Here is an 18096-nt window from a genome sequence, read left to right as displayed (position 1 = left end):
GCGTTAAATAGGGGCATGCTCGACATACACCAATTCCCCTGCCTGAATGATAATTACGGTTTTCTCGTCCGCGACCGCGAAACGGGCACGACCGTGGCAATCGATACGCCCGATGGTGAAAAGTATCTGGCCGAAGCCGAAGCGCTTGGCTGGACCATCGACGAAATCTGGAACACGCACTGGCATCCCGACCATGCCGGCGGCAACCTGAAGATCAAGGAAGCCACCGGCTGCAAGATCCGCGGGCCAGTCGGCGAAGCCGGAAAAATTCCCGGTATTGATGAACAGCTTGGCGGCGGCGACACGTTCAAAATCGGCAATCTTGGTGTGCATGTCCTCGACGTACCGGGCCACACGCTGGGCCACATTGCCTTTCATGTGCCCGAGGCCCAGACCGCTTTCGTGGGCGATGCCCTGTTTGCGCTTGGCTGTGGCAAGGTGTTCGAGGGCGATGCGAAGATGATGTGGGAGAGCCTTTCCCGGCTGAAGGCACTGCCGCCGGAGACCACCATCTATTGCGCACATGAATACACAGCGAAGAATGCGGAGTTTGCGCTCAGCGTCGATCCGGATAATTCGAAACTCACCGCCTATGCCGATGAAGTGAAGGCACGCCGCCAGAACGGGGAGTGGACTGTCCCGACGCAGATGTCACGCGAGCTGGAGGCCAATCCATTCCTTCGTGCCGATGACCCGGCCATGCAGGAAGCAATGGGCCATCCCGGCGACCCGGTGTCGACTTTTGCGGAAATCCGCCACCGCAAGGATACATTCTAGGCGATGCCGGCCATCTCCGGCGACCTTGGCGCAAACGAGATTATCCGCCTGCTGGGTATGTCCGCACACCCTGAGGGTGGGCATTTCGTGGAGATGTATCGCAGCCCCGGCGAAGGCCGCGGCGCGTGCACGACGATCTATTACCTGCTTCAGGCTGACGAACTCTCCGCCTGGCACCGTGTCGATGCTGACGAGGTCTGGGCCTGGCATGCTGGCGGCCCGCTCTCACTGACGCTTTCCCCGCCCGACGGCAAAGGCGCGGAGGCGAAGATGCTCGGCCCTGACCTGCGCGCAGGCCAGCGCCCGCACGATGTTGTACCGAAAGGCCACTGGCAGACGGCTGAAAGCCTTGGCGCATGGACACTTGTCAGCTGCTTCGTCGCGCCGGGCTTCGACTTTGCAGGCTTTGAGCTTGCGCCGGAAGGGTGGCGCCCGGAGGTCTGACCGTCAGCCTGCCGTCAACCCGCCATCCAGGACGAGCTCCGCGCCGGTCATGTAGCTACTTTCGTCGGAGGCAAGGAAAAGCAGCCCGTTGACGATCTCCTGTATGCTGCCCGTCCGCCCGAACGGAACGCCCTCCCCGGTCATACCCGCAAGCGTCGCATCGCGCGGCATTTCACTCGCCTCATCTTCCTCCGTGCCGATCAGCGTGTCCCAGATTGCCGTCGAGATGATACCGGGATGGATGGAATTGACGCGGATGCCGTCTTTCGCCTCGGCGCATTCAAGCGCGACGGACTTGGTGAAGCTGCGAACAGCTGCCTTGGTCGCGCAATAGCAGGAGAAATTGGCGGTTGAACGCAGCCCGGCAACCGATGAGACATTGATAACATTGCCCTGCCCGGCCTCTTTCATCAGCGGCAGGGCATGCTTCACTCCAAGAAAGACCCCGTCCACATTGACCGACATCATCTTACGCCAGAGCGAGAACTCCATCTCGTGGGCAAGACCCGTCATGCCGATGCCTGCATTGTTGATGAGCACATCAAGGCGCCCCTGACGCTGGCGGACGCTGTCGATAACGCGGATCCAGTTCTCCTCCGACGTCACATCATGCTTCAGGAATTTCGCTGTACCGCCGGCCGCTTCGATTTCGGAAACGAGGGTTTCGCCAGCTTCGGTTTCGATATCGGTCGCGACGATTTCTGCCCCTTCGGCGGCAAAGCTGAGTGCCGCCTGCCGGCCAATTCCTTTTGCTGCGCCTGTAATCAGGACGACCCTGTGTTCAAAACGCTTCCTCATGGCTTGCCTCCCATCTGCCGTGCCGCCCCCGATTTGAGCGGGACAGGTCATGGCAGGCAAGTCTGACGCCGGGGCATGAGCCGCTCAGGCCGGAAAGCCACCTGCCTTGCTGAGGCTTGAGCTGACCTCATGGCCGAGAACCGTTTCGAGCCACTTGGCTGTCTCGATGAGCCTGGAAAGATCGAGCCCCGTATCGAAGCCCGAGCGTTCCAGCATGTATACGACATCTTCTGTTGCGACATTGCCTGTGGCCGCGGGCGCGAAGGGGCAGCCGCCGATGCCGCCACAGCTGGCATCTATGACGTCAACGCCTTCCTCGATAGCAGCAGCCACATTGGCAAGCGCAGCCCCGCGCGTGTCGTGGAAGTGCATACGCAAGAAGACATCCGGGGCTTCCATGACGACCCGTTCGGTCAGCGCGCGGACCTGCCAGGGGGACGCCACACCGATCGTGTCACCAAGCGCCAGCTCACCAACTCCGGCGCGCTGGGCGCGGGCGGCGAGATTGGCGACCACGGCAGGGTCGACCTCACCGTCATAGGGGTCGCCAAAAGCAACCGATATTGTCGCAGAGAGCGGGATACCCGCTTCGTGAATGAGCGGCGCACACTGGGCCAGCATGTCTGCGCTTTCGCCGGGGCTCATGCCTTGGTTCCTGCGGCCAAATCCTTCCCCGGCCACCAGCACGAAATTGATCTCGTCGGCTTTGGCATCAATCGCCCGGCGCACGCCTTTTTCGTTCAGGGCCAACGCAATGTGACGTGTCGGCCTTGTGCGGTCGAGCCCCATGAAGACTTCCGCCGAATCCGCCATTTTCGGCACCGCTTTTGGCGAAACGAAACTGCCGGACTCCATGCGCTTGACGCCGCACTCTTCCAGGCGGGCGATGAATTCAAGTTTCTGCTCTGTCGTCAGATTGCCGGGATCGTTCTGCAACCCGTCACGCGGGCCGACCTCAACAATATCGATACGTCTTGTCATTCACTCTCCTGCCTATCGGCCCTGAAAAGCCGGTGCCCGGCGCTCCACGAAACTCGCCACGCCTTCCTCGAAATCAAATGTGGAAAAGCTCGCTTCCATCTCCCGGTCTGCAACGTCGAGACTGTCAGCGAAGCTCTGGAAATAGGATTCACGGACCTGCCGTTTCATGACGGCAACGGACCGCGGCGAAACCTGGGTCGCAAGATGGCTGGCGACATCGCGGACATGGCTATCGAGATCACCTGCGGGCAGGGCTGAATTAACGAGGCCGAGTTGTGCGGCTTCACGGCCGTTGAACTTGCGGGCCGTGAACAGCAAGTCGAGCGCATTGGCCTCTCCGACAAGGCGCGGCAAGAGCCAGGCAATGCCGTGTTCGGCAATCAGGCCGCGCTGGGAGAACGCCGTGGTGAACTTTGCATCTTCAGCAGCATAGCGCAGGTCGGCATACAGGGCGAAAACAAGCCCGATGCCCGCACATGGCCCATTGATCGCCGCGATGATCGGTTTTGGACAGGCGAACAGGTAGCCAAACCGGCTGGGAAAAGTCTGCTCGATCGGGTCGGACATGTCCGGCTTGTGCGCATCCGGCTGTTGCTGCCCGTCGGCCTGTATGCCCTGAAGGCCCGACATGTCCGCCCCCGCACAGAAGCCGCGACCTTCACCGGTCACGACGATCACACGCACGGCATCGTCGGTGGCGGCTGAACGGATGGTCTCGGCAATTTCATTGGCCATGGTCGGCGTCCAGGCATTCAACCGGTCCGGCCTGTTGAGCCGTATGGTGAGGACACCATTCTCGATGTCCGTCAGGATTTCCTTCAAGTCGCTCATTGATTTCCTCCCCTTCCAGGTCTTGCTTTACGCCATCTTCGGGCTTGTTTCGCCTATATCGGCACTCTCGAAAAAACTGACAAGGCTCTTGCGGGATACGGTGCACAACGCCAAACAGCCAACATGCAAGATATGACCAATCAGACCCCGCCACTCTCCGGCCTTCGCGTTATCGAGCTTGGCCAGCTTATCGCCGGGCCTTTCTGCGGCCAGCTTCTCGGTGACTTCGGTGCCGAGATTATCAAGGTCGAGGCCCGCGACGCGCCAGACCCGGCCCGCAACTGGGGCGCCGTCAAGAAGGATGGCGAAAGCCTGTTCTGGCCGATTATCGCACGCAACAAGAAGTCGCTGACGCTGAACCTGCGCACGGAGAAAGGACAGGCGATCCTGAAGGAACTGGCGGCAAATGCCGATGTCCTGATCGAGAATTTCCGTCCTGGCACGCTGGAGCGCTGGAATATCGGTCCGGAGGTGCTGCACGCGATCAACCCACGGCTCGTGATCGCCCGCATTTCCGGCTATGGCCAGACCGGCCCGGAGAGCGCCAAGGCCGGTTATGCCAGTGTTGGCGAAGCCAAAGGCGGCCTGCGCCACCTGATCGGCGAGCCGGACAGGCTGCCGGCCCGTGCGGGCGTCTCGCTTGGCGACACGATGACCGGCACGTTCGCTGCGCTCGGGACGATGATGGCCCTGTTTGCCCGCGAAAAATCCGGCAGGGGGCAGGTCGTCGATGCAGCAATCTACGAAACCGTCATGGCTTTCATGGAGAGCCTGATCCCGGAATATGCACTCGCCGGCCACACACGTGAACGCACAGGCCCGATCCTGCCGCGCGTCGCCCCGTCCGGTGTTTATCCGTGCTCTGACGGCCTGGTCATCATCGGAGCCAATCAGGACAGCCTTTTCCGGCGCCTGTCGGCGATGTGCGGGGCAGGCTGGGCCGACGATCCGCGCTATGCCACCCATGATGCACGCGGGGAAAACCAGCTTGAACTGGATGGGCTCATTTCGGACTGGACCCGCCAGCATACGACCGCACAGGTGCTGGCGCTCTGCGAAGAAAATAGCGTCCCCTGCGGACCGGTGAATACCGCCAAGGACATGCTGGCAGACGCTCATATCAAGGCACGCGAGGCCATCATCCGGATTGCTCATCCGGTGCTGGGCGATTTCCCGATGCAGGGCGTCGTCCCCAAGCTCTCCGCCACGCCCGGCAACGTTCGCGAGACCGGCCCGGCCCTAGGCGAGGACACCGCAGACATACTGGACGGGCTCGGCTATGATGCGGGCAAGCAGGACAGTCTCAGACAGGAAGGCATCATCTGATGGCGCTTTATGACCCCCCGCTGAAGGGCCGGAAACAGGATGAAACCCTGAGCTTGCGGCCCGCCTTCAACAATGACGGTCTGATCGCTGCCATCGCGCAGGATGTCGAGAGTGGCGACGTCCTGATGCTGGCCTGGATGAATGAAGAAGCTCTCAGGAAAACGATCGAGACCGGCCGGGCCACATACTGGTCCCGCTCACGCGGAACGCTCTGGACGAAGGGCGAGAGTTCCGGCCACACGCAGGAAGTGACTGACATTCTGGTCGATTGTGACCAGGACGCGATCCTGCTCAAGGTCCGTCAGACCGGTGCTGCCTGCCACACAGACCGGCCATCCTGTTTCTATCGTCGGATCGAAAGTGCCGGTCACGCGCTTACTTACATATAATCAATCCGTTAGAATTCATCCAAAGCATCAAGGGGCTGAACCGATGAAACAACTTGCACTCGTAACGACTAGCGCCTTCGTGATGGCACTCGCCGCCTGTTCCGGGCCGGACAGTGAGCCACCTGCAGAAGAGGCCGGTACTGAAACCGCGCAGACCGGCGAAACCGAAAGTGCAGACGTGGACGGTGCCGAAACGCCTGCGGAAACAGCAGATCCCGTCGATGAAGCCTCAAGCGATAGCGTTGACTCGCTTCAGCTGATCAAACTCGATTGTGGTGAAATCTACGTTTCCGACCTCGGCATCTTCTCAACCAATGGAGACTATGACGGCCAGACCGACACGTTTGCCAATACATGCTGGCTCGTGCGTCATCCGGAAGGTGACATGCTCTGGGATCTTGGCCTGCCGGGTGTCCTGACCTCCGAAGGCGAACAGACACAGGGCCCTTTCACGGTCTCGCTCGAGCAGACGATTGGCGAGCAGCTGGAAGACATGGATCTCGGCCTCTCCGACATCGAGTATCTGGCCATCTCGCACAGCCACTTCGACCATACAGGCCAGGTCGACCAGATTGACCGGACCGGCACGACATGGCTGGTCAACGAAACCGAGTATGAACACATGTTCCCCGCTTCCACCGAGGGTGACGCGGAAAGCTCAGGCGAGGCCGCGAACGATTTCACCGGATTCGACCTGCTCGAGCATGAAATCATCCTCGACAATCATGATGTCTTCGGCGACGGCTCGGTCGTGATCTTCATGACGCCCGGCCATACACCGGGACACTCCTCACTGCTGGTGAACCTTCCCGAGACAGGCCCTGTCCTGCTGACCGGGGACTTGTGGCATATGGAGGAAAGCCGCGAGAACGAACGCGTGCCCGCCTTCAACACCAGCGAAGAGGCCACACGTCAGTCCATGCAGGAATTCGAAGACCGCGCCGGGACACTTGGCGCAAGGGTCATCATCCAGCATGAACCGGCAGATACAGAAGACCTGCCGGACGTGATGCGCTAGTCTTCCTGCGGCATGTCCAGACCGAGAAGCGACTTCAGCATCCCGGTCTGCATGTCGAAGGCCAGGCTGCCCGGTGAAACCAGCTCGACATGGCCCGTTGCATCGATGGCAACAAACCGTGCGTCATCGCCGGCCGCTTCCGCTTTTTCTGTCAGGGCACGGCCAAGCTCGGGGGGCGCAATCCGGTCCCGGGTTCCATTTACATTGATCTGACGCACCCCCAGGGGCAGGAGTTCGGCCGGAGAAGTATCAGCAAAGACGTCAGGACGTGCCTCTGATGGGGCCCCTGTAAGCGTGCCCATGATGTCAGCCAAACATCCCGGCTGGGTCACGTCCGCCGAAGCTTCCAGGTCAGCCAGCCCACCCGAATTGACGACTGCTGCCAGCTGGAACGGGTCATCCTGATGTAACGGGCTCGTCTCCGGGAGGTTTGGCCTCGCCGCCGCCCAGAGCGCCAGATGGCCGCCTGCCGAATGCCCGAAGGCGACAACCCGGCTCGTATCCAGCCCGAGCGCAGGCCCGCGTGCGCTAAGTGCATCCACCGCACGGGCTACATCCCCGAACGTTCCCGGATAGCCACCACCAGGCTCATCGACGCCTCGATACTCAATATTCCAGACAGCCATCCCCTCCTCGCGCAGCGCCGCAGCGGCATAGTTCATCAGGGTGCGGTCAGCGATCTCCTTCTGCCAGCAGCCGCCGTGGATCATCAACACGGTCGGGTGGGGCGCCTCTTCATCGGGCAGCCAGAGATCAACGACATCTGTTTCCGGGTCGGGACCGATCTGGAGCACACGGTCCGGTTCTGGCAGCGGGCGTCCGGTGAGGTCGGCCCAGCCCATGAGGCGGGCTTCACTGGCAGACGCCTTGTCGCTCACTTCAGATGGCCCAGCCCCGCGCGCCATATCAGCCGGCTCTGGTGGGGCCATGCAGGCCGGGACAAGCATGACTGTTGCGCAGATCGCATGATACCATTTCATCCCTTGCTCCCGGACCGGTTTCCACGTCATCTGAACGCCCCGCCGGCCAGCGTGCAAGAGGAAAGGCACCATGACCTATACGATTCCGGAGAGCCGGGAAGCGGCACAGGCCCAGGACGAGCACGACATCCTGCGCCATGCCCGCGAAGCATTCGATATCCCTGAAGGCACGATCTATCTCGTCGGCCACTCGCTTGGCCCGGCCACGCACACGGCTCTCGACGCGCTGTCGCGCGCCGGATCATTCGAATGGCGCGAAGAGCTCGTCTCTGCCTGGAACACAGCAGGCTGGTTCGACCTGCCGGTGCATATCGGCAAGCAGATTGCCCGGCTCATCGGCGCAGGCGAAAGCGAGGTCATCATCGCCGACAGCGTATCGGTGAACCTCTACAAACTGGCTGCGGCTGCCCGCCCGCTTGCCAAATCACCCACCCTGATCGTCGAGGAGGGCGAATTTCCAACCGACCAGTACATCCTTGAAGCGCTGGCAAACCTTGCAGGCACGGATTTCATCCGGGCAGGGCGTGGAAACGGCCCCGACACACTGGCCGAGACAGGTGGCGTGCTGGTGATGAGCGCAATTGATTATCGCAATGCAGAAGTGCGCGACATCGCAGCCCATGAATCCCGGGCCGCAGAGACAGGTGGCGTGATCATCTGGGACCTGAGCCACGCAACCGGGGTTATCCAGCTCGACCTGAAAGCAGCCGGCGCACGGCTCGCGGCGGGATGTACATACAAATACCTGAATGGCGGCCCGGGCGCGCCAGCCTTTCTCTATGTCTCGGACACGATGTGCGACACGCTCCACACGCCCCTACCCGGCTGGATGGGGCATGCCCGGCCTTTCGCTTTCGAGCCGTCCTACACCCCGGCTCCCGACATCCGGCGCATGGCCTCGGGAACACCGCCCATTCTGTCGCTTTCCGCACTTTCCGGCGCGCTGGAAGTCTTCGAAGCGCTGGATGCAGGCCTGATCGAGGACAAGGCCCGTGCGCTGGGCGACCTCGTAATAGCCCGCGTACAGGCCATGGGGCTGGAAGTGGCCTCCCCGCTCGACGCCAGCCAGCGCGGCGGGCATGTCAGCTTTACCCACCCGAACGGCTATGAAGTGGTCCAGGCACTCATCGCGCGCGGTATACTGGCAGACTTCCGCGCCCCGGACACGATCCGCTTCGGCGTGTCGCCGCTCTATCTCGGTTTCGAGGATATCTGGACGGCGATGGAGGGGCTGGAAGATATTCTCACCACCCGCAGCTGGGACAATGAGGCCTTCCGCAAACGCGCCACCGTCACCTGACAGGACTGGCGACCCCGACAGGATTTGAACCTGTGACCTACAGATTAGGAATCTGTTGCTCTATCCTGCTGAGCTACGGGGCCAGCCAGAAATGTGCGATACCCTGTTTTTCTGTGGGGTTGAAGGGGCTGTTATGCTGTCAGTGCGTTTAATGACCGGGCTTCTTCTGCTGGCCAGCGCGGCCTGCAGCGCAAAATCACCGCTGGAAGGGATGCAGCCCGGAGAACGCGGACGCGTCGTGCGCGTCATAGACGGGGATGCACTCGTCCTCGATACAGGCCAGAGCGTCCGGCTTGTCGGGATCGAGGCCCCGGCCCGGAATGGCCGCTACGATGATCCTGATCCGTATGCGGAGAAGTCAGCCCGTATGCTGGAGGATCTCGTGATGGGCCGCGAGGTACGTCTCTATTATCCCGGCCTCACACGTGACCGCTATGACCGTGCACTTGCTCACATCACAACGGCAGACAATTCTGGACCAGACTACTGGATCAATCTTGAACTCGTCCGGCGTGGCGCGGTGCGTGTGCGCCTGTATCCCGATACGGACCGCGGCGGCGCGACACTCCTGGAAGCGGAAGAAGTGGCCCGAAGTTCGGTGCGCGGGCTCTGGCATGAAAGCGCGTACAGGCCGGTCCCTGCCGAAGCGCTTGACGCCAGCCACAGAGGGTTCACCATCGTGTCCGCCCGGCTTGGCGAAGCTGCTGAGGCGCCGCAGCGGGATGAGGACCGGCGCCGCAGCATTCTCTGCTCAAGACAGGTCGAGGGATCAGATCTCATCATCGACATGACGTTCAATGCCCGTCCGGCCTGTGATGCCCCGGCCGGGAAGCCCTACCTCTTGCGGGGCTGGGTGAGCGGGGAGCGTATGGAGCTCGACCACCCCCTGCACCTGCAGGATCTCGATACACGCTGATCAGCCGGTGATGTATTGCCCGCCATTGACCGTCATGGTTGCACCCGTGATGAAGGCGGCCTCCTCAGAGGCGAGATAGGCACATATCGAGGCGATTTCCCCAGCCTCGCCCAGACGCCCGACCGGGATACCAGCGACAATCCCCTCAAGCACTTTTTCCGGCACGGCGCGCACCATGTCCGTGTCGATATATCCGGGCGCGACGGCATTGACCGTTATCCCGCGTTTTGCCCCTTCCTGGGCCAGTGCCTTGGTAAAACCGATCAGGCCGGCCTTGGCGGCGGAGTAATTTGCCTGGCCGAACTGGCCCTTCTGGCCGTTGATCGACGAAATATTGATCACCCGGCCGAACCCGCGCTCACGCATGCCATCCCAGACCTGCCGGGTGACATTGAAGACGGATGAAAGATCGGTATCGATCACCTCGTTCCACTGCTCGAGGCTCATCTTGTGGAAGGGCGCATCGCGGGTAATCCCGGCATTGTTCACAACGACATCAACCGGCCCGAGGTCGCGTTCGATCTGTTGCAGGCTTGCGCCCGTTTCTTCGAAGCTGGAAACGTTGAAACGGTAACATTTTATGGCGAGCTCTTCCTCGCACAGCTTTGCCGCTTCGGCATTGCCACTGTAATTGGCCGCCACCTCATAGCCATCGGCCTTCAACCTTGCGCTGATGGCCTTGCCAATGCCCCGGGTGCCTCCGGTTACGAGTGCAACACGTCCCATTCGTTCCTCCTGGCTTATTGCGCAGCAAAAATTTTGCTGCGTATGCTCAACCCGGTGTAAGCATGATATGTATAAGCTAGAAATGCGGTTTTGAAAGTCAGAGACTTTCATGCAACCAATGCTGCAATAATGGTAAAATCTCGCCGCAACTGGCGAAGACAGGGGCACGAAATGACCAAGGGCAACGGCTCAGACGGAACTGTAATTATCAAGAAGTACGCCAACCGCCGGCTCTATGACACGTCGACATCCTCCTATGTCACGCTTGACCACCTGGCGGAGCTTGTGCGCCGCGAAGTCGATTTCGAGGTTCGCGATGCGAAATCCGGAGAGGATCTGACCCGGGCCGTCCTGACGCAGATCATTTTCGAGCGTGAAACCAAGGGCGACGGAGCCCTGCCCCTTTCCTTCCTGCGCCAGCTGATCGGTTTCTATGGCGGCGGCGCGCAGAACATGCTCCCGGCCTGGCTGGACATGAGCATGAACAGCTTTGCCGAAAGCCAGGAGCGCTGGAAGAAGGCCATGGGCGGTGCCCACCCGATGGCCATGTTCGAGACGCAGACGCGGCGCAATATGGAAATGTTCGAACAGGCGATGAAGATGTTCACGCCGCCTGCCGCGAAGAGCGCCTACAAATCTTCAGGCAGCCCCCAGAACCAGACGGAAAAGCCCCCGCGTCAGGACCGCGCGCCGGACCAGCCCTCTGCTTCAGGCGAAGAGGACCGCGATGCGACTGTTGCCGCCCTGAAGGCGCAGATGCAGCTGATGCAGGAACAGCTGGAAAACCTCTCACAGAAAAAATAGCTCTGCCCCGTCGGGGTACGCCGGGCCTGCAGTGTTAGAGCGCCGCAGCGCGCAGGACTGTGCCTTGCTCTCGCGTCTGCACAATGACAGCACAGCTCGTCTCGCAGTCATAGGCGTACTTGACCCGGCCACCTGTCCAGAGCCCCAGCATCTTCGAGCCTGTCACAGGCTTGACTGTCTGCGTCGTCTTCGCGTTGCCGGAAAGGTAGCTGACAAGATGCACTTCCAGTGGTTCCGGTATCATCCCGTCGACGACAAATCCGCCGGAGACGGGCTCGATCTGGATGCGCCGGGCGACCCAGTTATCCGTATGGGACGGGGCTGCTGTATCTGATCCGGCGCTTGCCAGCCTGACCGCAGGGCAGGCTTCCGGCCCCTTGCAGGCCAAAACCAGTACGCCGTCTTTCTGGACGGACGCATCAGCAGACGCCGGCGGCTCCGAAAAAGCTGCGGGGGCAAAGGCGGCCATGAGGGCCATCAGGATCAGAAAATGTTTCATCGCATCCGCCCTTAGCGGCGATGCATGACAGTTTTAATTCATCACCATCTTCATAAACAGAAACCGCCCCGAAAAGGGGCGGTTTCCACAGACAATCCTCAAGACCGCTGAAATCAGGCGGCCGCTTCTTCTTTTGCGAGATTGCGAAGCACATAGTGCAGGATGCCACCATTGCGGTAATAATCGAGTTCGTTCTCGGTATCGATCCGCACCAGCGTCGTGACCGTCTCGGTCGAGCCATCCTTCTTCTTGATGGTGACATTCAGGTCCTGGCTCGGGCTTATCCCGTCCATGCCTTCAATCGTCACTTCCTCTGAGCCATCCATGCCGAGTGACTGCCAGGTCTGGCCGTCCTTGAACTGAAGCGGCAGCACGCCCATGCCGATCAGGTTGGAGCGGTGAATACGCTCATAGCTCTCGGCCACGACCGCTTTCACGCCGAGAAGCAGGGTGCCCTTGGCGGCCCAGTCACGTGAGGAGCCGGTGCCGTATTCCTTGCCAGCGAAGACAACCAGCGGAACATTATCCGCCTTGTAGCGCATCGCCGCGTCATAGATCGGCATCTGCTCACCAGACGGATGGTGAATGGTCACGCCGCCTTCGACACCCGGCACCATCTGGTTCTTGATGCGGATATTGGCGAATGTGCCGCGCATCATGACTTCATGGTTGCCACGGCGCGAGCCGTAGGAGTTGAAGTCCGTCGGGGCGACCTGATGCTCCTGCAGGTATTCGCCAGCCGGGCTGGCCGCCTTGATCGAACCGGCCGGGGAAATGTGGTCGGTGGTGATGGAGTCTGCGAAGAGACCGAGGATACGGCCGTTCTTCACGTCTTCGACCGGGTCCACATCCAGCGTCATACCCTCGAAGTAGGGCGGGTTCTGAACATAGGTCGAGCCGGGCGGCCAGGAATAGGTCTTCGAGCCGGTCACCGAAATGGTCTGCCAGTGCTCGTCGCCCTTGAAGACGTCGCTGTAACGCTCCTTGAACATTTCCGGTGTCACGGCTTCACGCATCACGGAAGCGATTTCCTGGGAGGTTGGCCAGATGTCCTTGAGGAAGACATCATTGCCATCCTTGTCCTTGCCGAGCGGGTCCGTGGTCAGGTTGATGTGCAGCGAGCCGGCAATGGCATAGGCAACGACCAGCGGCGGGGACGCAAGGTAGTTTGCGCGCACATCCTGGCTGATCCGGCCTTCGAAGTTACGGTTGCCCGAAAGCACCGAGCCGACAACCAGGTCATTCTCATTGACCGATTTCGAAATGGCTGGCGGCAGCGGGCCGGAGTTGCCGATACAGGTCGTGCAGCCATAGCCGACGAGGTTGAAGCCCATCGCATCAAGATCGTCCTGCAGGCCAGCACGGTCGAGATAGTCGGTCACGACCTGCGAGCCCGGAGCAAGCGATGTCTTCACCCATGGCTTGCGGCCAAGCCCCTTCTCTAGCGCATTGCGCGCCAGCAAGCCTGCAGCCAGCATTACGGAAGGGTTGGATGTATTGGTACACGATGTAATCGCCGCGATGACGACCGAGCCGTCATGCAGGTGGTAATCCGTGCCCTCAACGGCATGCATGGAGACGCCGTATTTTTCCGGATCGGTGTAGACGTTCTGTGCGCCCTCATCGACGAAACGGGCTTCGCCGCTGGACTTCGGTGTCGTCTCCGGATCCTTGGGACCGCCGCGGATTTCAGCGAGTGCGTCACGGAAGGCCGTATCGGCCTCGGACACCAGGACGCGGTCCTGTGGACGCTTCGGTCCGGCGAGTGACGGAACGACGCTGCCGAGATCAAGCTCGAGCGTTGCACTGTAGACCGGGTCCGACATTTCCGGACGCCAGTAGCCTTGCGCCTTGGCATAGGCTTCGACCAGTTTCACGCGGTCTGTCTCGCGGCCCGTGTCGGAGAGATACTGGATGGTTTCTTCATCGACCGGGAAGAAGCCGCAGGTCGCACCATATTCCGGCGCCATGTTGGAGATCGTGGCTTCATCCTCAAGCGTCAGGTTGGCGAGGCCTTCGCCGAAGAACTCGACGAACTTGCCGACCACACCATGATTGCGAAGCATCTGGGTGACGGTAAGGACGAGGTCGGTCGCGGTGGCGCCTTCAGCCAGCTTGCCGGTCAGCTTGAAACCGACGACTTCCGGAATCAGCATGGAAACCGGCTGGCCGAGCATGGCTGCTTCTGCCTCGATGCCGCCAACGCCCCAGCCGAGAACCGAAAGCGCATTGATCATCGTGGTGTGTGAGTCCGTGCCGACGCAGGTGTCAGGATAGGCAATTTCCTCACCATCCTCTTCCTTCGTCCAGACGGTCTGGCCGAGATATTCGAGGTTCACCTGGTGACAGATACCGGTGCCGGGCGGGACAACGCGGAAATTGCGGAATGCCTTGGAGCCCCAGCGCAGGAACTCATAGCGCTCGCCATTGCGCTCATACTCGATATCAACATTCTTCTTGAAGCTTTCCGGACCGGCGAAGTGGTCAACCATCACCGAGTGGTCGATGACGAGGTCGACCGGTACGAGCGGGTTAATCGCCTCGGCATCAGCGCCGAGGTTCTCGGAGGCATCGCGCATCGCGGCAAGGTCCACGACAGCCGGAACACCGGTAAAGTCCTGCATCAGGACGCGCGCCGGACGGTAGGCGATCTCGTGATTGATATCGCCTTTCTTGTCGAGCCATTCCTTGAAGGCGAGGATGTCGTCCTTGGTGACGGTCTTGCCGTCCTCATGGCGCAGCATGTTCTCAAGCAGCACCTTGAGCGAGACCGGAAGGCGTGAGACATCGCCAAGACCATTGTCGGCGGCCGCCTGAAGCGAATAGTAGGTATATGTCTTGCCGCCGGCTTCGAGTTTGCGGCGGGACTTGAAACTGTCGAGGGATGGCATCGTCTGAAATGACCTCTTCTTGTATCAGCAATCAGGGCGCGCAAAGGCGCGCGGCGCTTCGTTGCCCGCGTCATACTAGCCTATCACCAAGTGTGCAATCGCAGCATCATGGGCGATTTGTCACGAGGGGCAGACTTTGACCGATGGATTGTTGATCGAAGCCGACGGGCTGGGCGCGGTGCGCGGGGAACGCATCCTGTTTTCCGGCCTGCACCTGACCGTGCGTCCGGGGGAAGCCATCGTGCTGCGCGGGCCAAACGGATCTGGCAAATCAACACTGCTTCGTATCATTGCAGGCTTGAGCCAGCCTGCGGTCGGCGAAGTGCGCCTGGATGGCACGCATCACTGGATCGGCCACCGCAATGCGATCAAGCCGCATGAAACCCCGCGCCAGCACCTGCAGCACTGGGCCCGGGCCTGGGGCAGCTCCGCTGACCCGGTCGAAATCGCTAATCGCATGGGGCTTGAGCGTCCACTGGACGTCGCTGGCCGCCTGCTCTCTGCCGGACAGCGCCGACGTACCGCACTGGGAAGATTGCTTCTGTCAGAGCGTCCGGTCTGGCTGCTGGACGAACCGTTCACCGCCCTCGACACGAATGGACGCGCCCTGCTGGCTGAGATGATGGCCACCCATCGCGCAACAGGCGGCGGCATCATTGCGGCCTTGCATGGCGAAGCCCCCTTCGAGGCAGACCGGGAGATGGTACTGTGAACACTCCCGCCCCCCTCCGTGCCGCCTTCCGGCAGGCAATCACAGAAGCCTGGGCCAGTGGCGCAGGTGCGCTCCTGCCCATCGGCTTCTTTGCCGGGGCGGCGATGCTTGTGCCTTTTACTGTCGGCACGGATGCCGCTCAGCTTGCCGCGATCGGCACGGGCGTGCTCTGGGTCGCGCTGGCGCTGGCCTCGCTTGTTTCGATGGAGCGGCTGTTCCAGGCCGATCTTGAGGACGGCACGCTGGACCTCTGGGCGCAGGAGGAAACGCCGCTGTTTCTTGTCGCGGCCACCAAGATTCTCGCCCACTGGCTGGTTTCCGGCCTGCCACTGGTTCTGCTGACACCGCTCATCGGGCTGACCCTGCAACTGCCTGCCGACGCTCTGCTGCCCGCCATGCTTGCTTATGGCCTTGGCGGACTGGCTTTTTTCCTCTGGGGCGGGGTCGCCGGTGCATTGGCCGCAAGCGTCCCGCGCGGCGGACTGCTGATCGCCCTGCTCGCCCTGCCCCTGTTCATCCCGACGGCCATTTTCGGCGGGCTTGCCGCCCAGCCAGATGGTGAAACATCAAACCTGCTTTTCCTCGCCGCCTCGACCCTGTTTGCGCTGGGCGTTGCACCTTTTGCCGCATCTGCGGCGCTGCGCTTGGCGGTCGACTGACCGGCAGGTATTGAGGAACGACATGATTTCAATCTTCGCCAATCCTCACCGTTTCATGGCGCTTTCGCGCTGGCTGGCGCCTGTCTGCCTCATTGCAGGCGTGGCACTGATTGCATGGAGCGTCTGGCAGGGTCTCTGGGTTGTCCCGAAGGACGACTATCAGGGCGGGGACATCATGCGCGCCATGTTCATACATGTGCCATCGGCCTGGCTCGCCATGGGCAGTTATCTCGGTCTCGCACTGGCGAGCTTTGTCTGGTTCATCTGGCGTCACGAACTCGCCGACATGGCGGCAAAGTCCATTGCGCCGCTTGGCGCTGGCTATACCGCGATGTGCCTGGCGACCGGATCGATCTGGGGCAAGCCGACATGGGGCACATGGTGGCTCTGGGATGATGCACGAATGATGTCAGTCCTCGTCATGTTCTTCCTGTTCCTCGGCTACATGGCGCTGCGGGCCGCGATGGACACACGCCAGAAAGCAGCGAAAGCCGGCGCGATCCTCGCCATGGTGGGCGCGGTGAACGTGCCGCTGATAAAGTTCTCGGTCGACATCTGGGCTTCGCTGCACCAGGGCGCGAGCGTCATCCGGATGGATGGTCCGGCCATGCCGGCTGTCTATCTCACGCCACTCCTTATTGGCGCGCTCGGCCACATGATCTTCTTCGCAGCCCTGACGCTGACACTCATGCGCGCGGAGGTCTGGCAGCGCCGGGCCGATGTGATCCTCGCACGCAAGCTGGCAGGAGGCTGATCAAGGATGCTTCCAGAGTTTGAACAGAATGCCGCTTTCATCTGGGCGATCTTCGCAATCGGGCTTGTCGTTCCGGCCCTGCTGGGCGTCTATGCCGGGCTCAAGGCACGTCTTGCCAGACGGCGTCTGGCGCGCCTGACAGAGGGTGATCTGAAATGAAGCGCTGGCAGGCCATACTGCCGCTGGCCGCGCTTGCCGGGCTCGGCATACTGGGGGGCATCCAGTTGATACGCCCCGCTGAGGAAAGCTTCACCGCCAAGGCAGACCGCGTGGCGCCGGACAGGGTTTTCCCCCTGCTGCAAGACAGTTCGCAGTCCATCAGCTTTGCGCCGCCGCCGGGCGACAGGCCAGTCATGGTCAACCTGTTTGCCAGCTGGTGCGGCCCCTGCAGGGCCGAGCATGGCGACATCACATGGCTCGCGCAGAAGCATCCAGGCCAAGTCTATGGCCTTGCCTACAAGGATGCCCCTGAAGCAACACGCGAATTCCTCGCGGAACTCGGGAACCCTTTCGAAAAGATCGGCGTCGACCGTGACGGCCAGGGTGGGCTGGACTTCGGCCTGACGGGCGTACCGGAAACCTTCGTAATCAGCCCCGATGGCCAGATCATCATGCATGTCCGCGGCGTGCTTGATGAGAATCGTCGTGAAGAGGTCAGTGCCGCGCTCGGCGGCTAGCCCTACTTCTTCTTTTTCTTCTTCTTTTTCTTCTTGTCGGCCTTCTTGTCCTTGGACTTCTTGCCCTTGGACTTCTTGCCATCATCTTCTGCCGCCTCTTCGAGAATATCGACTTCATCCTCTGGTCCGCCAATGGCGGCGAGAGAGGCGAGGAAGCCAACCCGGCGATTGGCCCGGATCAGGGAGAGGACTTCCTTGTCGGCGGCTTCCACGGCGGGGGCAGCCGCCTCATAGGAATGACGTCCCTTCGCAAGAAGCGAGACGGCCTTTGCCCTGCGGTCCTCGGTCGATTCAACGCGTTTGATGTAACCGGCCGTTTCCATCCGCCCGACCATGTCGGCGAGGGTCGAGCGATCAATGCCGGTACGCTCGACCAGGCTGGACTGGCTCTGGCCGTCTGCCTTTGCGAGTGCGGCAAGAACAGCGAACTGGCGCAGTGTAAGCCCCTGCTCTGTCAGTGCGCCTGCGGACAGGTTGACGGCAGCCTGCTGGGCCCGGTGGAGCAGGTGACTGGGAGACGCCGCCAGATCGAAAATCGTATCCGCTTGTTGCTCGCTCATGACATCCCTATCCTTCTCTGCGACCATCCTGATCAAATAGTCCGATCCGTGCAA

At 61.2% G+C, this 18096-nt stretch carries 21 protein-coding genes and 1 tRNA gene; 13 read left to right on the top strand and 9 right to left on the bottom strand.

Annotated elements, in window-relative coordinates; translation table 11 throughout:
• The first annotated feature begins 15 nt into the window (after positions 1–15).
• Both gloB and Q1K31_RS07055 read left to right on the top strand, forming a co-directional pair.
• The gene (gene gloB, locus Q1K31_RS07060) at positions 16–777 is read left to right on the top strand and encodes a hydroxyacylglutathione hydrolase (RefSeq protein WP_300378208.1); all 762 of its coding nucleotides are present in this window, start codon (positions 16–18) and stop codon (positions 775–777) included.
• Positions 778–780: 3 nt separating this feature from the next.
• Complete coding sequence (locus Q1K31_RS07055; RefSeq protein WP_300378206.1) at positions 781–1221, top strand: cupin domain-containing protein; 441 nt, start codon at positions 781–783, stop codon at positions 1219–1221.
• Positions 1222–1224: 3 nt separating this feature from the next.
• Here the strand turns inward: Q1K31_RS07055 and Q1K31_RS07050 are convergent, their stop codons facing one another.
• The 3 genes from Q1K31_RS07050 to Q1K31_RS07040 form a co-directional block, all read right to left on the bottom strand.
• Entirely contained in the window at positions 1225–2019 is a 795-nt protein-coding gene (locus tag Q1K31_RS07050; RefSeq protein ID WP_300378204.1) for an SDR family NAD(P)-dependent oxidoreductase, read from the bottom strand.
• Between the two features lie 84 nt (positions 2020–2103).
• Positions 2104–3000, bottom strand: a complete 897-nt coding sequence (locus tag Q1K31_RS07045; RefSeq protein ID WP_300378202.1) for a hydroxymethylglutaryl-CoA lyase — start codon at positions 2998–3000, stop codon at positions 2104–2106.
• Positions 3001–3012: 12 nt separating this feature from the next.
• Positions 3013–3831 (bottom strand): enoyl-CoA hydratase, encoded by an 819-nt coding sequence (locus Q1K31_RS07040; protein ID WP_300378200.1) that lies wholly within the window; start codon positions 3829–3831, stop codon positions 3013–3015.
• Positions 3832–3963: 132 nt separating this feature from the next.
• Between Q1K31_RS07040 and Q1K31_RS07035 the strand changes: the two genes are divergently transcribed.
• The 3 genes from Q1K31_RS07035 to Q1K31_RS07025 are packed head-to-tail and all read left to right on the top strand — an operon-like array spanning position 3964 to position 6564.
• Positions 3964–5157 carry a CoA transferase gene (locus Q1K31_RS07035; RefSeq protein WP_300378198.1) on the top strand — a complete coding sequence of 398 codons (1194 nt, stop codon included), beginning with the start codon at positions 3964–3966 and terminating at the stop codon, positions 5155–5157.
• The gene (gene hisI / locus Q1K31_RS07030) at positions 5157–5546 is read left to right on the top strand and encodes a phosphoribosyl-AMP cyclohydrolase (RefSeq protein WP_300378196.1); all 390 of its coding nucleotides are present in this window, start codon (positions 5157–5159) and stop codon (positions 5544–5546) included. Before Q1K31_RS07035 ends, hisI begins: the two co-directional genes overlap by 1 nt.
• A 43-nt stretch (positions 5547–5589) precedes the next feature.
• Positions 5590–6564 (top strand): N-acyl homoserine lactonase family protein, encoded by a 975-nt coding sequence (locus Q1K31_RS07025; RefSeq protein WP_300378194.1) that lies wholly within the window; start codon positions 5590–5592, stop codon positions 6562–6564.
• Here Q1K31_RS07025 and Q1K31_RS07020 read toward each other — a convergent pair.
• Positions 6561–7544 carry an alpha/beta hydrolase gene (locus tag Q1K31_RS07020; protein ID WP_300378192.1) on the bottom strand — a complete coding sequence of 328 codons (984 nt, stop codon included), beginning with the start codon at positions 7542–7544 and terminating at the stop codon, positions 6561–6563. The two genes, Q1K31_RS07025 and Q1K31_RS07020, sit on opposite strands and share 4 nt — an antisense overlap.
• Before the next feature lie 70 nt (positions 7545–7614).
• On the opposite strand from Q1K31_RS07020, the gene Q1K31_RS07015 reads away from it, so the two are divergent.
• Positions 7615–8844, top strand: a complete 1230-nt coding sequence (locus tag Q1K31_RS07015) for an aminotransferase class V-fold PLP-dependent enzyme (protein WP_300378190.1) — start codon at positions 7615–7617, stop codon at positions 8842–8844.
• Between the two features lie 6 nt (positions 8845–8850).
• Here Q1K31_RS07015 and Q1K31_RS07010 read toward each other — a convergent pair.
• Positions 8851–8927: transfer RNA gene (locus Q1K31_RS07010), tRNA-Arg, on the bottom strand.
• A gap of 68 nt (positions 8928–8995) precedes the next feature.
• On the opposite strand from Q1K31_RS07010, the gene Q1K31_RS07005 reads away from it, so the two are divergent.
• The gene (locus tag Q1K31_RS07005; protein WP_300378188.1) at positions 8996–9760 is read left to right on the top strand and encodes a thermonuclease family protein; all 765 of its coding nucleotides are present in this window, start codon (positions 8996–8998) and stop codon (positions 9758–9760) included.
• On the opposite strand, the gene phbB is transcribed toward Q1K31_RS07005, so the two are convergent.
• Complete coding sequence (gene phbB / locus Q1K31_RS07000; RefSeq protein WP_300378186.1) at positions 9761–10486, bottom strand: acetoacetyl-CoA reductase; 726 nt, start codon at positions 10484–10486, stop codon at positions 9761–9763.
• A gap of 171 nt (positions 10487–10657) precedes the next feature.
• Here phbB and phaR point away from each other — a divergent pair, with 171 nt between their 5' ends.
• Positions 10658–11290 (top strand): polyhydroxyalkanoate synthesis repressor PhaR, encoded by a 633-nt coding sequence (gene phaR / locus Q1K31_RS06995; RefSeq protein ID WP_300378184.1) that lies wholly within the window; start codon positions 10658–10660, stop codon positions 11288–11290.
• Between the two features lie 34 nt (positions 11291–11324).
• Here the strand turns inward: phaR and Q1K31_RS06990 are convergent, their stop codons facing one another.
• Positions 11325–11789, bottom strand: coding sequence for a hypothetical protein (locus tag Q1K31_RS06990; RefSeq protein ID WP_300378182.1), 465 nt, complete (start codon positions 11787–11789; stop codon positions 11325–11327).
• 113 nt (positions 11790–11902) lie between these two features.
• Positions 11903–14680 (bottom strand): aconitate hydratase AcnA, encoded by a 2778-nt coding sequence (gene acnA / locus Q1K31_RS06985; protein ID WP_300378180.1) that lies wholly within the window; start codon positions 14678–14680, stop codon positions 11903–11905.
• 136 nt (positions 14681–14816) lie between these two features.
• Here acnA and ccmA point away from each other — a divergent pair, with 136 nt between their 5' ends.
• From ccmA to Q1K31_RS06960, 5 genes are read left to right on the top strand one after another with little or no spacing between them, the layout of a single operon-like run.
• Entirely contained in the window at positions 14817–15392 is a 576-nt protein-coding gene (gene ccmA / locus Q1K31_RS06980; RefSeq protein WP_300378178.1) for a heme ABC exporter ATP-binding protein CcmA, read from the top strand.
• Positions 15389–16051 carry a heme exporter protein CcmB gene (gene ccmB / locus Q1K31_RS06975; protein WP_300378176.1) on the top strand — a complete coding sequence of 221 codons (663 nt, stop codon included), beginning with the start codon at positions 15389–15391 and terminating at the stop codon, positions 16049–16051. Before ccmA ends, ccmB begins: the two co-directional genes overlap by 4 nt.
• Before the next feature lie 22 nt (positions 16052–16073).
• A complete protein-coding gene (gene ccmC, locus Q1K31_RS06970; protein WP_300378174.1) occupies positions 16074–16805 on the top strand; it encodes a heme ABC transporter permease CcmC in 732 nt (243 codons plus the stop codon).
• Between the two features lie 6 nt (positions 16806–16811).
• Positions 16812–16964 (top strand): hypothetical protein, encoded by a 153-nt coding sequence (locus Q1K31_RS06965; RefSeq protein WP_300378172.1) that lies wholly within the window; start codon positions 16812–16814, stop codon positions 16962–16964.
• The gene (locus Q1K31_RS06960) at positions 16961–17482 is read left to right on the top strand and encodes a redoxin family protein (protein ID WP_300378170.1); all 522 of its coding nucleotides are present in this window, start codon (positions 16961–16963) and stop codon (positions 17480–17482) included. The genes Q1K31_RS06965 and Q1K31_RS06960 overlap by 4 nt, the downstream gene beginning before the upstream one ends.
• Positions 17483–17484: 2 nt before the next feature.
• On the opposite strand, the gene Q1K31_RS06955 is transcribed toward Q1K31_RS06960, so the two are convergent.
• Positions 17485–18042 carry a MarR family transcriptional regulator gene (locus tag Q1K31_RS06955; protein WP_300378168.1) on the bottom strand — a complete coding sequence of 186 codons (558 nt, stop codon included), beginning with the start codon at positions 18040–18042 and terminating at the stop codon, positions 17485–17487.
• Positions 18043–18096 lie beyond the last annotated feature (54 nt).

Source organism: Henriciella sp. (assembly GCF_029936995.1).
GTDB lineage: Bacteria > Pseudomonadota > Alphaproteobacteria > Caulobacterales > Hyphomonadaceae > Henriciella.
This window is presented reverse-complemented; position numbering and strand designations above follow the sequence as displayed.